This window comes from Parvimonas sp. oral taxon 393 str. F0440 (assembly GCA_000223315.2).
GTDB lineage: Bacteria > Bacillota > Clostridia > Tissierellales > Peptoniphilaceae > Parvimonas.
This window is the reverse complement of record AFUS01000005.1, coordinates 564,531-579,768: the sequence shown is the minus strand read 5'-3', so window position 1 is coordinate 579,768 and position 15,238 is coordinate 564,531. Positions and strand designations below refer to the sequence as shown.

General features: G+C 28.3%; 12 protein-coding genes. All 12 read left to right on the top strand.

Translation table 11 applies throughout. The features are described from left to right. Position 1 precedes the first annotated feature (1 nt). The 12 genes from HMPREF9127_RS07270 (at position 2) to HMPREF9127_RS07210 (ending at position 14,939) form a co-directional block, all read left to right on the top strand. On the top strand, positions 2 to 1,534 hold the full coding sequence (locus tag HMPREF9127_RS07270; RefSeq protein ID WP_009448930.1) for a ClC family H(+)/Cl(-) exchange transporter: 1,533 nt from the start codon (positions 2 to 4) through the stop codon (positions 1,532 to 1,534). 71 nt (positions 1,535 to 1,605) lie between these two features. Beyond that, the gene (locus tag HMPREF9127_RS07265; protein WP_009449012.1) at positions 1,606 to 2,118 is read left to right on the top strand and encodes a GNAT family N-acetyltransferase; all 513 of its coding nucleotides are present in this window, start codon (positions 1,606 to 1,608) and stop codon (positions 2,116 to 2,118) included. Positions 2,119 to 2,380: 262 nt separating this feature from the next. Continuing rightward, positions 2,381 to 3,505: a DUF819 family protein gene (locus HMPREF9127_RS07260; protein ID WP_009449146.1), complete on the top strand. Its 1,125-nt coding sequence runs from the start codon at positions 2,381 to 2,383 to the stop codon at positions 3,503 to 3,505. Positions 3,506 to 3,634: 129 nt separating this feature from the next. Beyond that, a complete protein-coding gene (locus HMPREF9127_RS09870) occupies positions 3,635 to 4,798 on the top strand; it encodes a DUF1275 family protein (protein WP_009448864.1) in 1,164 nt (387 codons plus the stop codon). Next, the gene (locus HMPREF9127_RS07245; RefSeq protein ID WP_009448938.1) at positions 4,798 to 5,409 is read left to right on the top strand and encodes a 50S ribosomal protein L7/L13; all 612 of its coding nucleotides are present in this window, start codon (positions 4,798 to 4,800) and stop codon (positions 5,407 to 5,409) included. The genes HMPREF9127_RS09870 and HMPREF9127_RS07245 overlap by 1 nt, the downstream gene beginning before the upstream one ends. 146 nt (positions 5,410 to 5,555) lie before the next feature. Then, entirely contained in the window at positions 5,556 to 6,185 is a 630-nt protein-coding gene (locus HMPREF9127_RS07240) for a hypothetical protein (protein ID WP_009448712.1), read from the top strand. Positions 6,186 to 6,456: 271 nt separating this feature from the next. Then, positions 6,457 to 7,977 (top strand): ATP-binding cassette domain-containing protein, encoded by a 1,521-nt coding sequence (locus tag HMPREF9127_RS07235; RefSeq protein ID WP_009448492.1) that lies wholly within the window; start codon positions 6,457 to 6,459, stop codon positions 7,975 to 7,977. Positions 7,978 to 8,075: 98 nt separating this feature from the next. Beyond that, complete coding sequence (locus HMPREF9127_RS07230; RefSeq protein ID WP_009449074.1) at positions 8,076 to 8,582, top strand: FHA domain-containing protein; 507 nt, start codon at positions 8,076 to 8,078, stop codon at positions 8,580 to 8,582. Further along, the gene (locus HMPREF9127_RS07225) at positions 8,572 to 9,834 is read left to right on the top strand and encodes an FtsW/RodA/SpoVE family cell cycle protein (RefSeq protein WP_255261739.1); all 1,263 of its coding nucleotides are present in this window, start codon (positions 8,572 to 8,574) and stop codon (positions 9,832 to 9,834) included. Before HMPREF9127_RS07230 ends, HMPREF9127_RS07225 begins: the two co-directional genes overlap by 11 nt. A 9-nt stretch (positions 9,835 to 9,843) precedes the next feature. Next, positions 9,844 to 11,244 carry a peptidoglycan D,D-transpeptidase FtsI family protein gene (locus HMPREF9127_RS07220; RefSeq protein ID WP_009449104.1) on the top strand — a complete coding sequence of 467 codons (1,401 nt, stop codon included), beginning with the start codon at positions 9,844 to 9,846 and terminating at the stop codon, positions 11,242 to 11,244. A gap of 8 nt (positions 11,245 to 11,252) precedes the next feature. Next, entirely contained in the window at positions 11,253 to 11,576 is a 324-nt protein-coding gene (locus HMPREF9127_RS07215; RefSeq protein ID WP_009448978.1) for a DsrE family protein, read from the top strand. Between the two features lie 354 nt (positions 11,577 to 11,930). Next, a complete protein-coding gene (locus HMPREF9127_RS07210) occupies positions 11,931 to 14,939 on the top strand; it encodes a VWA domain-containing protein (protein ID WP_009448894.1) in 3,009 nt (1,002 codons plus the stop codon). The last annotated feature ends 299 nt before the right edge of the window (positions 14,940 to 15,238 follow it).

The window sequence follows — 15,238 nt, the reverse complement described above, 5'->3', positions numbered from 1 at the left end:
TATGAAAAATTTAGAAAATGTTAGTAATAATCATAGAAAAGAAGATTTAAAATTACTTTTTTATGGAATTTTAGTGGGAATAGTTGCAGGGGGATTTTCAAGTTTCTATCGTTATATTATACACGGAATAGAAGGAATTTTAGGAGTAATTATAAATTTTAGTAAAAGTCATTTTTATATTTATCCTATTATTTTTATTGTACTTATTTTGATTTCTTTTTTAGTTACGAAGATTAAGAGAATGTCAAAATTTTGTGGTGGTTCCGGAATACCTCAAGTAGAAGCTGAAATAAAGGGATATATCAATCCAAATCCTGAAAAACTTTTATTTGCGAAAATTGTTGGAGGAGCTTTAACAGCTTTAGCAGGTTTTTCAGTGGGTCGTGAAGGTCCTTCAATTCAAATTGGTGCAATGAGTGGAAAGTTAGTTTCAAAAAAATTAAAGAAAAATAAAACTGTTGAAAAATTTTTAATAACTTGTGGTGCAAGTGCAGGACTTGCAGCAGCTTTTAATGCACCTGTAGCAGGAATATTATTTGCAGTTGAAGAAGTGCATAGACATATCAGCAAAAAACTTTTAGTAGCTTGTATGGCTTCTACAATAACTGCAGATTTAGTTTCAAAAATATTATATGGAACGGAAACAGTTTTTAGTTTTAGTCTGGCGGAAAAATTACCATTAGTAAATTATTGGACTTTGATTTTATTTGCAGTTGTTTTATCTCTTTTAGGAGTGCTTTATATCTTTTTAATGGAATTTTTTATGAAAGTTCAAGATGGATTGAAGATAAAACAAGAATTTAAGCTAATACCATATTTTTTACTACCTATATTAATTTTAGCCTTTATGCCTAATTTATTGGGTGGTGGCGGATTTTTGATGAAAGAGCTACAAAGTGTTGATTATCCAATTTATATGCTTATAATAATTTTTATAGTAAAATTATTATTTTCAATAATTTGCTTTAGTTCAGGAGTTCCCGGTGGAATTTTCTTTCCTATTTTAGTTTTAGGTGCAACTATAGGGACAATTTTTGGAAAAGTTGTAGATCCTGTTTATATAAATAGTTTTATAGTTTTAGGGATGGCAGGGTATTTGACTGCAATAGTTAGAGCACCACTTACTTCAATAATTTTAATTTTTGAAATGACAGGTAATCTTTCCTATCTATTACCTCTTTCAATAGTATGCCTTATAACTTATTCTGTTCCGAATTATCTAAAATCACTACCTATTTACGAATATCTTTTAGAGAGATTAATGGAAAAAGAAAATATCGCTACTTCAAAAGATGGGGAAAAAATGACTATGAGTATAGTTGTTGAAATCGGAAGTGAGATAGAAAATAAGAAAATAAAAGAAGTGAAATTTCCAAAGGGAATGTTAATTATAAATATTGACAGAGGAGTCGAAGAGATAATACCAAACGGAGAAACTACAATAATAAATGGAGATGTTATAAATATACTTGTAGGAGAAAACAAATTATTTGATACATTTAATGAATTACAAAAGATTTGCCAAAATAATTAAATTATTTAGGATGATAAATTTTTGAATTTTTTTATATTTAGAATTATTGATTAATAAACGGGGGTGATTTTATGATTAAAACATTAACTTTAGATGAAATAGAAAAGTATAAAGGAGAAATGGCAAAGATATACAAAGAGGTTTTTAAAAGTGATGATTTTTCAGCGAATTTTTTAATCACCAGAATTGATGACAGTTTGAAAAATAATATAAAAATAGTTGGTGCTTTTGAAAACGAAAAGTTAATTGGATTTGTATATGGTTTTGATTTTTTAAAAGAAAATTGGTGGGCGATGCAAGTTGATTCACAGTTACCAAAAGGAATTGACTGGTATAAAAATACTTTTGAGCTAAATGAATTAGCAGTTCTTGAAAACTATCAAGGAAAAGGTTATGGAAAAAAATTGATGAAATGTCTTATTGAAAATTTAGGCAATGATAAAATTTTATTATCCACTAAGAAATTTAATAATGATAAAATAATCAATTTTTATCATAAATTAGGATTTGAAGATTTAGTAAATCCATTTGAATATCCTAATGGAGATTATGAAACGTCAATTATATTATGTTTTAAAAAATAGTTTTAAAAAAGATTAAATAAAATAATAGTAAACCCTAAATCCATATAAAAGATATAGGGTTTTTTTATGTAATAGCGTCATTATATAGATATTTATTATCAAAAATATTTGACAACGATTGCCTAAGGTGGTAAAATAGAATAAATAAGAAATAATTATCGAAATTATTTTGGTTTTTCTTATTAAAAATATATTTTAGGAGGTTTTTTATGATTACAGATGGATTTCAATTTATTGCTCTGTTATTTTTGTTTCAGGTATATTGATTTACCTAGAAAAGAAGTTTAAGAATGGAATATTTTTTAAATATGTTCCTGCTTTGGTTATTATCTATTTCGGTGCTATGATTTTATCTACACTTGGTGTTTGGGATATGAGTGCAGAAAGTGTATCGAAAGCTAGAAGTGTTTTAAAAGATGCAATATTACCGTCAATGATATTTTTAATGTTGTTGAGAGCTGACCTTAGAGATATTGCAAAACTAGGTCCTAGAATGATAATTTCATTTTTCACTGCAACATTTACAATAATGATTGGTTTTGTTGTTGCATTCTTACTTTTCAAAGGAAGACTTGCATCCAATGCACCTTTAACTTTTGGAGCACTAGCAGGAAGTTGGGTTGGTGGAACTCAAAACATGGTTGCAGTACAACAAGCTGTTGGTCTTGAAGGTTCAGGAATGGGTTATACTTTATTGATTGACTCAATAGATTATTCAATATGGATAATGTTCTTATTATTCTTAGTTCCATTTGCTGATAAATTTAACAAGTGGACAAAGGCTGACACTTCAAAAATTGATAATATTAATGAACATCTAACTGCAAAATTTTCAACTATAAGTAAAGAAATAACTTTCCAAGATATGTTTTTCTTATTGAGTGTTGCACTTGGAGTTACTGCTATTACAGGAATAATTGGAAAAGAAATGGTGAAAATTCCTGCACTTGCATTTATGGGAGCAACCGGTTGGACTATAATTATAACTACAATTTTGGGAGTTATTTTTGCAATGACACCACTTGCAAGAATTCCTGGTTCTCCTGAAATTTCAAATGTATTACTATATATGTTAATTGGATTAATCGCATCAAATGCAAACTTTATGGAACTTACACAAGCTCCTGCATATATTTTAGCTGGTTTTGTAATTCTTATAATTCATGGAGTTTTAATGGCTATTATCGGAAAAGTATTCAAACTTGATTTATTCACTTGTGGTATAGCTTCTCTTTCAAATATAGGCGGTGTTGCTTCATCTCCTGTACTTGCAGCGGCGTATTCACAATCATTGGTACCTATAGCTGTGTTGATGGCTTTAATCGGAGTTATTACCGGAACGTTTTTTGGAATTGGAGTTGCAAAATTCCTGACACTTTTAGCTTAAAAAATTTTAATTAGAATGGTTGATTTTATTGACCATTCTTTTTTATGCAAATTATAAATTGTAAAAACTTGTAAAATAAATATTTTTGTTATATACTATTTTGTGAAGATTTTAAAAGGAGTTTTGTATATGAAAAAAGCAATGCAAATGTCTGAATCTATTGAAGTTGCAATTTTTTTAGCATTAAGCGGGGGGCTTATGGATGCATATTCATATCTTTTAAGAGGAGAAGTTTTTGCGAATGCACAAACTGGAAATATGTTGTTATTAGGAGTTCATGCTTCTCAAGGTAATTGGGCAATGTGTTTAAAATATGCTTTTCCAATATCTTTTTTTACTTTTGGGATTTTTTTAGCTGATTTATTTAGAAAAAAAGGTGATTTTAAATTACATTGGCGACAAAATGCATTAATTTTTGAAATATTTTTACTTATTTGTGTAGCTTTTATTCCCGAAAATATGAATGAAACAGCAAATGCAATTACATCTTTTGCCTGTGGAATACAAGTTCAAAGTTTTAAAAAAGTTTGTGGTATAGATTTTTCTACAACAATGTGTATTGGAAATTTAAGAGGTGGAACTCACAATTTAGCGGAGTATTTTTATACAAAAAATAAAAAGTTTTTAGAATATAGTTTAATGTACTTTGCAGTTATATTATGCTTTATTATCGGAGCGATTATAGGAAGTAAATTTAGTGAATTTTTTGGGTTAAAGACAATTTTGTTAAGTGCTATTTCGCTTGTTATTTGTGTATTTATTATGTTTATAGATAGAGAAAAAAGGAGAGAGATTTTGTTTAATATAGTTTTATTAGAACCGGAAATTCCTTTCAATACCGGAGCTATTGGAAGAACCTGTGTCGCAACAGACACTAAATTACATTTAATAAAACCACTAGGTTTTTCACTTGATGACAAGATGGTAAAGAGATCAGGACTTGATTATTGGGATAAGTTAAAACTTTTTGTCTATGAAAATATTGAAGATTTTTATGAAAAAAATCCGAATGCAAATATCTATTTTGCAACTACAAAGGCAAAAAAAACTTACGATAAGGTTGATTATTCTCCGAATGATTATATAATGTTTGGGAAAGAGAGTAAGGGAATACCTGAAGAGATTTTAGTTAAAAATGAAGAACATTGTGTGAGAATACCGATGTGGGGAGAAATACGATCTCTTAACCTTTCAAATTCGGTATCAATAGTATTATATGAAGCACTAAGACAACAAGACTTTTCAGAACTTGAAAAGTTTGGAGAATTACATAGATTACATTGGAGTGAATAATGGACGAAGAATTATATGAATTATTAAAACAAAAAAGAAAAATAGAAGCTGTAAAGTATGTTAGAAATAAATACGATATAGATTTTAAAAGAGCAAAAGAAACAGTTGATAAATTAGTAGAAAAAGTGGAATATTTTGATGGAAAAAATCTTGGATTATTTGAAGAAGATTATTCTGATAATAAAAATTTAGATACTTCTGAAATATCTGATGACAATTTATATGCTTTGATAAAAGAAAATAGAAAAGTAGAAGCTATAAAATATGTAAGAGAAAAATATAATTTTGATTTAAAAACGGCAAAAAATATAGTTGATAGTTTAGATATAAATAATCTAATGGCATTTACAGAAAAAAATATTGTTTCTGCATCAAAAACTGATTTTTCTAAATGTGGAAGTGGTTATAGAAACGAAAGTTATTCCTATGAAATGATTGATGGAAAACAACATTTCTTTGCATATAAAGATGGAGAAAAAAGAGAAGTCGGTAGGACTGCAATTCCTAGTGAAATATTGAAATGGTTTGAAAAAGCTGGAGAAAAAGCTTCAGATGAATATGAAGATAAAGAATATAGGAAAAAAATATCTTTTGGGGAATTTTGTTGGTAGCATTAATAGTTGGAATTTATTTCTACTTTAATTAAAATTTGACATTTTAAAGAAATCGAATTTTTTACTGTTGGGATAAATTAAAACTGTTTGTCTATGAAAATATTGAAAATTTTTGAAATCTATATATTATATTGGAGTGAGCAATGGACGAAGAATTATATGATTTATTAAAACAGAAAAGAAAAGAAGAAGCTGTAAAGTATGTTAAAAATAAATATAATATGGATTTTAAAGACGCAAAAGAAACAGTTGATAAGATGACAAAAACCTTGGAATTTTTTGAAGGTAAAAATCATGGTTTATCAAAAACTGATTTTTCCGATATGTTTAAAAATTCAATAATATCAAGGATATATGATAATGATTTATATGTTTTGATAAGAGAAAACAGGAAAGAAGAAGCTGTAAAATATGTAAAAGATAAATATAATTTTGATTTAGAAAAGGCAAAAGCTATGGTCGATACTTTGGAGCCGGAGATGTTTACAGAAAAAAGTATTATTTCCACATCAAATTCCAACACATCTAATTTTGTAAGTGGTTATAGTATTGGTAACTATTCTTATAAAATGAGTGATGGAGAACAACTTTATTATATTTATAAAGACGGAGACAAAAAAGAAGTAAATAGGGTTTCAATTCCTAAAGATATACTTAAAGATTTCGAAAAATCTGCAGATGAATACGAAGATAAAAGAATAAAAAGAAAAAATATTCTTTTGGGAATACTTTTAGTGATTATAATAGCAGTAATACTTATTTATTTTAAATAAAATTTGACACTTTAATTAGTTTGTGTTAAAATTTAAGTGATGTAGAGATATATCAAAAAATAATAAAAAATTCAGGAGGAAGGAATGTTAATTAGATAACTATTATGAGACAGAAATTTAATAGCTTTTTAGAGCTTAGTTTTTTGTTGCCATTTTAGTTATACATTCCTTTTTGTGTTCTTTTTTAGAACTCCTTTTTGAGTTGCAAAATGAATGTTGAAATGGCAATAAGTGGATTGCCATTTTTTTGTGGCTTAAATTAGGAGGATATATGCTTAGTATAAAAAAATTATCAATATATTTAGTGAATGATTTAAGAACTGTGATTGAAGATTTCAGCTTTTCTTTAGAAACCGGAATGAAAGTTTGTATAATCGGAGAAGAGGGAAACGGAAAATCCAGCATTTTAAAGGCGATAGTAGATGATGAGAGCTTAAAAGAATATGCTGAAATAAGTGGAGAAATAAATAAGAAAAATGAAGTTATTGGATATTTACCACAGATTTTAGAAGCAAAGATTTTAGATTTTTCAACAAAGGAATATCTTGAGAATAAAATTAAAGAGGATTTTTTTGACTATAATTTATTTTACAAATTGTTAAAAGAGTTGAATTTTGATGAAAATTTAATAAATGAAAAGCAAAAGATAAGTGAATTATCTGGTGGGGAAAGAATTAAATTTATTTTATTTTGCGAACTGATGAAAGAGCCTACTTGTCTTTTATTGGACGAGCCTAGTAATGATTTGGATATAAATTCTATTGAATGGCTTAAGAATTTCATAAAAAACATTGATATTCCAATAATTTTTATTTCTCACGATGAGGATTTAATTGAAAATTGTGCAAATGTAATTATTCATATTGAACAGCTTATGAGAAAACAAAAGCCGAAGATTTCAATTGAAAAGTTGGATTATGAGAATTATGTTGAGAATAGAGGAAATGCTATTGAAAGACAGGAGAGAATTGCAAAAAAACAAAGAGAAGAATTTGATAAGAAACAAAGAAAATATCAGAAAATATATGAAAGAGTGCAACATGAAATCAGAAGTACAAAAAATGATTTTTGGGGGAAAGAGCTGAAAATAAAAATGCATACTGTAAAGTCTATCGGGAGAAGACTTGAAAAAGAAAAGGAGAATTTACTTAATTTTCCTGATTATGAAGAATCTATTTTTGTAAAATTTGATGAAGCTGTTAATTATTCTTCAAAAAAGGAAATTATAGATTTGAATTTGCAAAAACTTGTCATCGGTTCTAAAATTTTGAGTGAAAATATAGAGTTAAAGGTATTTGGTACTGATAAAATCTGTATAATCGGAGAAAATGGAATAGGAAAGACAACTCTTTTAAAGATAATTTTGAATAATATAAAGAAAAATGTAAAGATTGCTTATATGCCCCAGAATTATGACGATAAGATGAATGTTGATATGAGCATTATAGATTATTTGAGTAAGACTTACGAAAAGGAAGAGACTACAAAAATCAGAACATTTTTAGGGTCAATGAAGTTTACTGCAGATGAGATGTTTCATAATTTAAAATCACTTTCAGGAGGACAAAAGGCAAAAATTTACTTTTTAAAAATGATTTTAGAAAATCCGGAAGTTTTGATTTTAGACGAGCCTACGAGAAATTTATCTCCTTTTTCGTCAGTAGAAATAAGAAAATTATTAAAATCATATAAAGGAGCGATAATTTCGGTTTCCCACGATAAAAAATATATTAATGAAGTTTGTGATAAGGTTTATAGACTTACTAAAAATGGATTGGAACTTGTGATTTGAAAACAGGATGTAGTTTAGCTTAAATTTTGACTACTTTTTGTATTTATGGTAAAATAAAAGTTAGTAAATTAGGATTTTAACATAAAAACGGAGGATATATGGATAAAATTTTTGATATTTTGGAAGGTATTTTTTCAGTTGAAACCTTTGGAAATTTAAAGCTATACGACTTGATGGCGATTATTTTTAAATATATTTTTGTAATTATTATCTATTATTTTATTTACAATATAATAAAGATGATATACTTTGATATAAGTACAACAAGTGAAATGACTGAGGTTTCCAATACCTATCTGAAACTTATAAACAGAAAAGAGAGCCTTCCTTTTAAGGTTCATGAACATTATTATATAACTGATGAAACTACATTGGGTCGTGGAGATTCTAATGATATTGTAATAAATGATAAATTCATTTCTAAAAATCATATGAGAATTATTAAAGATGACGGAATTTATTTTATTGAAGATTTAGGTTCTGCAAATGGGACTTTGCTAAATGGAGAACCTATTACAGAGGCTATTGAACTTAAAGATAAGGATTTAATTGACGTTGGTCGAATTGAGTTCTTATTTGTAAATGAGGAAGTTGATGATGATTAGTAAAGTATTGAAGTCAAGATTTAGAACTCTAAATGTAAATTCCTATGTCAGTACAAAGAGTATTCAAGGTCTTTTACTATTCTTTCAAATTTTAGGACTATTTCTAATAATGGCTAGGGATTTTGCTAATTTTGACAAAACTAAATTATTTTTTATGGTTGCCTTAATTGGTTTTGTATATATTTCAGGGAAATTGGTACAAAAGTTTACAAGGGGCGATTATTATATAATGCTTATTGCAAATATGTTATTTTCCATTGGAATTTTAGAGATTTACAGGCTGAATAACAAATTGGCATATAGACAAATTATCTGGTTTTGTATAGGAATTGTAGCCTTTTGGATTGTATATTTAATTTTAAAATATATAAAAATTTGGAGTAAAATGTATTACTTTTATGCCGGAATTTCTTATCTTTTATTTATTGCAACTATTCTATTCGGTAGAAGAATTAATGGTGCAAAGAATTGGATAAGATTAGGTTCGAATTTTGCTTTCCAACCATCCGAGCTAATAAAGATTGCATTTGTTTTCCTTATTGCAGCTTTTTATAAGAATAGGGATAAGTTTGAAAAAGATATTTTGAAGAGATATAGTCTCCATTTCTTTTTCTATACTTTTTTAGGATTTTTATTTTTACAAAAGGACTTGGGGACTGTACTTGTGTTTTCAGGAGTCTTTATCTTTGCACAGTATATGTATGAACCGCATAGAAAATATATGTTTATCAATCTTATAATTCTTTCTTTTGGAGCTGTTTTAGGATACATTTTATTTACTCATGTTAAGGTAAGAGTAAAAATATGGCTGGATCCTTTTAAATATGCCGACGGAATGGGTTACCAAATTATTCAAGGTTTCTATGCTATAGCAAGTGGGGGATTTTTCGGGAAAGGTCTTGGACTTGGCAGACCTGATTATATTCCTTTTGCGGAAAGTGACTATATATTTGCAAGTATTTGTGAAGAAATGGGAATTTTAATGGGAATGGGAGTAGTTATGTTGTTTTTAATCCTAACTTATAGGGGAATAAAAACTTCTATGGAACAACATAATAAATTCTACAAATATGTAGCTTTCTGCCTTTCATTAATTTTCGCCTTTCAGTCATTGATTATGTTTGGTGGGATTTTAAAACTTATTCCGCTTACGGGAATTACAATTCCTTTTGTTAGCTATGGAGGTTCTTCAATTCTTTCAAGTTTCATCGCTTTGGGAATTTTACAATATGCCTCTGAAGAAAATATATAGGAGAATAATATGGTTGAAATTAAAAGATATAAAAGAGTTTTAACTTTTATAAGTTTATTATTTATTTTAATTCTTGGATATATGACTTATTTTCAAGTTGTAAAAGCTGATAAACTTAAAAACTCTGATGACAATAAAAGAAATTGGGTTGATGATAACAAATTAAAAAGAGGAAATATTTTAGATTCTGAAGGAAATATTTTAGCTGAAACTAAAACTGACGAAAATGGGGATAAATATAGATATTTTCCTTATGGAGAATCCTATGCCCATATAGTCGGATATAACAGCAAAAAATATGGAAAGACAGGAATTGAGAAAAAATTTAATACAACTCTTTTGAATAAACAGGATAAAACTCCTATTGGTGAATTAAAGAAAATTTTGATAGATCAAAAAGAGGGTAACTCAGTAAAATTGACTACAAATTCTGAATTGCAAAAATATGCTTCTTCACTTTTAGAAGGACATAAGGGCTCTATGATTTTGATGAATCCACAAACAGGTTCAATAATCACAATGGCGGACAGACCGACCTTTGACCCGAATACAATAGAAGCTAATTGGAAAAATATTATCGCCGATGAAGAAAATGCACCTCTTTTATCAAGAAGTATTGCAGGACTTTTTCCACCGGGATCTGTTTATAAATTAATAACAGGAACTGCATTGCTTGAAAAACTAAGTGGTAGCGACTTGAATTATAATGATAAAGGTTCAACAACTATTGACCATTACAAAATAAACAACTACGCAAAGGAAGCAAATGGAAATATAGATTTGAGAAAAGCATTAGTTAAATCTTCAAACACATATTTTGCTGATCAGGTACAAAAAATAGGTGTTGATGCAATGATTGATGTTAGTAAAAGATTTATGTTCGGTCAAGAGATTCCTTTCGAATTAAAAACTGCTATTTCTCCAATTCCATATAATGATAAAACTACTGCTTTGGAACTTGCAACCGGAGCATTCGGGCAGGGAAAAGACTTAGTTACTCCATTACATGTAGCAATGTTTACAAGTGCAATTGCAAATGGCGGAAATATGATGAAACCTTATATTGTAGGAGAAATTTTAGATCCGAACGGAAAAATAATCGAAAAAACTACACCTGAAGTTTTATCAAAAGTTGCTGATAAACAAGTAATGGATACAATGAAAGATTATTTAAAATCTTCAGGAGATAAAAACTTTGTTGGATTTATAAGAGGAAAGAAAGTTGCAGGTAAAACCGGTACCGCTGAAAAAACAAAAGATAAAATTCACTCTTGGGTAACTCTTTTTTATCCTGTAGATAATCCTACAATTGTATGTACTGCATTTTTTGAAGAGGAAAATAAATTAGCGGCTGAAATGATTCCACTTGTAAAAAAACTTGTAAATAAGGCAATAGAACTTGGATATTAGGAGATAATATGAATTATAAGGTGATATTTAGAATTGAAAGATTAAAACTCATAGATAAATTAAAAGCTAAAATTGTAAATTACAGAAGATATTGTGAAGAAACGGGAGATACTTGCGAGATTGAAATTGTTTGTGCAGGTAATGTAGTTACACATTTCTTAGAAGAAGATGAGTTTTTTAAGGATGAAAGTTTACAAGTTAAACTCTGTAAAAATGCTTTAAACGGATTAAAACCAAATTATGAGCAAAAAAATATTCAAATAGTATCAGCCGGAATAGGAGAAATTATTAAAAGAAAATCTGAGGGCTGGATTGAATATACAATAGATTAAAATATTTAAAAAAGAATGTGCAGACATTCTTTTTTTTATAAAAAATTACAAATGTTTAGAGATTAAAATTTATAAAAAATTTCTTTATCCGTAAAATTAAAAAATTAGAAATTTTATATATTATGGTAAATTTTATATAGATTATATTAAAAATTTTATCAAATTAATCTATATAAAACTTGACAAATATACATATAAGTATATATAATATAAATTGAGATTGAGTATTCATTATTTTTTATTAAAAAAATAATTTAAGTATTTAGTTTTGATTAGTAGAGTAATGCGAGAGTTGTTGATGTATTTTACTACAAAAATTAATATTAAATTAATATTTATGGAAGGGGAGAAAAAATGAGAATTTTAAGGAAATGCAAGAAGATGATTATAGTATCGCTAATATTATCAATACTAATGCCTGTAGTTTTATCAGGTATATCTTTTGCTCAAAGAAATGATAATAAATCAAGTGGTACTCATACTACAGTTGGAAGCAAGAAAAATTTAAAACGTGCCAACAATTCACCTGTTATAGGAGTTGATCATCCGACAAGACCTGGAGAGGTAATGCTGTTTAAGGAAGTAAAAAAAGTTGAAGGAAAACTTAATACTTTTGATGTAACTCTTCGTATGGAAGCTAAAGATGTCAGCAAAAAATCAGATATTGTTTTAGTTATAGACCGTTCTGGTAGTATGAATGACAATTCTCGTATGAAAAAAGCAAAAGAGGCTGCACGTGAATTTATTGATAAATTATTGCCAAGTAATAATACTCGTATTTCTATTGTATCTTTTGCATCTGATGTTAGAACGGATCAAGGATTAACAAATAATAAGGAGAATTTGAAAAATGCTGTAGATAGGATTTATGCGGATGGTGGAACATTTACACAGTCCGGAATTAAACAAGCGGAAGCTATTCTTGCAAATTCCAATGCAGACAATAAACATATTGTTTTTCTTTCAGATGGTGAACCTACTTTCAGTTATTTAATTGGTAATGGATATAATGCAGATGATTATTTCTCTAATGAAATTAATCCTGATATTAATATTCCTAAAGAAGCATTTACAGACGAGAGAATAGGAAATGGAAATGGTTTAATTTGGAAAAAATGGAAACCTTTTAAATATTATTTGTATCACAATCATGGAAATAATGCAATTGCACAGTCAAAATATGCTAAAACTTCGGGTTATAGTATTTGGTCTATCGCTTTAGAAGCGGGACAAACAGGAACTAAAGTATTGAATGCTGTAGCATCTCCGGGACAGTCTTACAATGCAACACCGGCAGAATTAAATAAGATTTTTAATGAAATAGCAGGAAAGATTTCATCTGCTATGAAAGATGCTCATGTTACCGATCCGATGGGAGCCGGATTTCAAATTCCTGTAGGAGAAGTTTCTAATATCAAGGCAGTTCCGGAAAATCCCGCACCGACTTATGATACAAGTGTAACTCCACACAAATTGATATGGAATCCCGGAACAGTAACTACTCCAATTGAAGAGGGTTCAGATATTAAGTATGCAGAGTTAAAGTATCGTGTGGTTATTAATGACGATATTTTAAATGTAGAACCTGATGCAAATGGACATTATGATACAAATGGAAATGCAAGTGTAAGCTATATAGATATTAATGGAAATAAACAAACTCCTGCTTTTCCAAAGCCAAATGCAAAGCCTGTAATCATAAAAATGGAAAAAGTACTTTTAGATTCCAGAGGAAATAAAATTCCAAGCAGTGATGAGAGAAAATTTAATTTTAATTTAAAATTACAAGAAGATAACGCATTTAATCAAGATTATGAAGTTAAAGGCAATGCAGCAAGAGTTATGGCTGATTTGCGTATAGATAAGCATTATACACTTACTGAAAATAAATTTTCTGGAAGTCCTTCAAGTGAACAAAATGATTATGATATTGATGTTAAATGGAAAACTTGGGATGGAACACAAAGTGGAAAAGGTAATGATAATAGTTTGTCTAACTGGCTTGTTCCAAAAAATGCTAATGGAGAACCGTTAAATACGACAATAACCGTAACAAACAAAGAAAAAGCAAATGGTAAACTTACTATAAAGAAGACTTTTAATCCTGATGATAATTTACCATTTAATAATTTTATATCTAATTTGAATAGTTTATTGCCTAAAAACTTACGTAGTGGTGAACCAAAGTATACTATAACGGTAGTAGGAAAGTCACTATATTCAGATGAAGAAATTTTTAGACAAACTTATGAACTTAGTGTAGGAGAAACAAAAGAAATTACGGGTCTTCACTATGGTATTTATAAGATAACAGAAGAAGGAAAAACTCCTAATTTTATTGACAGTGACGGAGTAAATGATGGAATTGTTACAGTTAAAGTTGATAAAAAAGAAGCTTCTGTTGAAATTATTAATAGACCTGAAAATAACGACTATACTACGGATTTTGAAGCTAGTAAAACTTGGGTAAACGGACCGACAGCTGATCATACTGCACCTGAATTTAAACTTTATGCAGATGGAAAAGATGTAACAGATGATAATGCAGATAAATTAGAAATTACTCCTAATAATGGAACAGCATCTCAATTTACTTATAAATGGACAGGAGTAAAAAAATATAATACAAGTGGAAAGTTAATTAATTATACAGTAAAAGAAAAAGACGCAAATGATGATAATGAATTTAAAATTAACAACAACACTTATACAGTAACACAAAACGGAAACAATATAACAAACACATATAAGCAACCTACAGACGGGAAAGTAGAAGTAACAAAAGAATGGGACGGACCGGAAGAAGGAAAGCTGAAGAGACCTGAAATAAACTTAACTCTTTACAGAAAAGTAGCAGGAGGAGAAGAAGAGAAAGTACCTGAAGCAGAAGTAAAAGTAATAGATGGAACAACAACAACTGCAAAATGGGAAAACTTAAAGACAAAAGATAACAATGGAAAGGACTATACTTTCATTGTAAAAGAAAGTTTCAAGAATGCAGATGATGTAAATAATGGAAACTGGACTATAGTAGAAAGTACCGAAGTTGAAAACGGAGTTGCTACAATAAAGAATAAAGCAGTAAACGGAGAAGAAAACTTAGGTAAGCTAACAGTAAAGAAAAACCTAATAGCATCAGGAACTAGAAATACATCAAAATCTATTAAATTTGAATTCAAAGTAACAGGACCAAATGGATATGAAGAAACTTTCAAATTGTCACCTGGAGAAAGTAGAGAATTAAAAGGACTATACTTTGGAGAATATAAAGTAGAAGAAACAGATGCAAAAGGATGCAAAACAACTTACTCAGTAGCAGATGGAAAAGTTACACTTAAATCTACAGATAAAGAAAAACTGTAGAAGTAACAAATACAATTACAAAAAAAGACGAAAATGGAAAATTACCAAAAATGTCTATTTCTGGAACTGGACTTACAATGCTAGTAATTAGTAGTTTTGCTGGAGTGATTCTTACAAAGAGAAGAAAAGATCAATAATTTTTAGGTCAAAAAATTAAGGTTGAGAAGTTTAAACTTCTCAACTTTTTTTGTAGTTAAGAAATTTGAGTGCTAAAAAGTTAAAATAATAATAAAAATGTTTTCAATAAAAAATTATATATAATTAAAATATATATATTTGTAAATAATTATCATATATGT

Coding starts and splice junctions, on each gene's coding strand:
- HMPREF9127_RS07270 (WP_009448930.1), top strand. CDS start 2: ATGAAAAATTTAGAAAATGTTAGTAATAATCATAGAAAAGAAGATTTA.
- HMPREF9127_RS07265 (WP_009449012.1), top strand. CDS start 1,606: ATGATTAAAACATTAACTTTAGATGAAATAGAAAAGTATAAAGGAGAA.
- HMPREF9127_RS09870 (WP_009448864.1), top strand. CDS start 3,635: ATGAAAAAAGCAATGCAAATGTCTGAATCTATTGAAGTTGCAATTTTT.
- HMPREF9127_RS07245 (WP_009448938.1), top strand. CDS start 4,798: ATGGACGAAGAATTATATGAATTATTAAAACAAAAAAGAAAAATAGAA.
- HMPREF9127_RS07240 (WP_009448712.1), top strand. CDS start 5,556: ATGGACGAAGAATTATATGATTTATTAAAACAGAAAAGAAAAGAAGAA.
- HMPREF9127_RS07235 (WP_009448492.1), top strand. CDS start 6,457: ATGCTTAGTATAAAAAAATTATCAATATATTTAGTGAATGATTTAAGA.
- HMPREF9127_RS07230 (WP_009449074.1), top strand. CDS start 8,076: ATGGATAAAATTTTTGATATTTTGGAAGGTATTTTTTCAGTTGAAACC.
- HMPREF9127_RS07225 (WP_255261739.1), top strand. CDS start 8,572: ATGATGATTAGTAAAGTATTGAAGTCAAGATTTAGAACTCTAAATGTA.
- HMPREF9127_RS07220 (WP_009449104.1), top strand. CDS start 9,844: ATGGTTGAAATTAAAAGATATAAAAGAGTTTTAACTTTTATAAGTTTA.
- HMPREF9127_RS07215 (WP_009448978.1), top strand. CDS start 11,253: ATGAATTATAAGGTGATATTTAGAATTGAAAGATTAAAACTCATAGAT.
- HMPREF9127_RS07210 (WP_009448894.1), top strand. CDS start 11,931: ATGAGAATTTTAAGGAAATGCAAGAAGATGATTATAGTATCGCTAATA.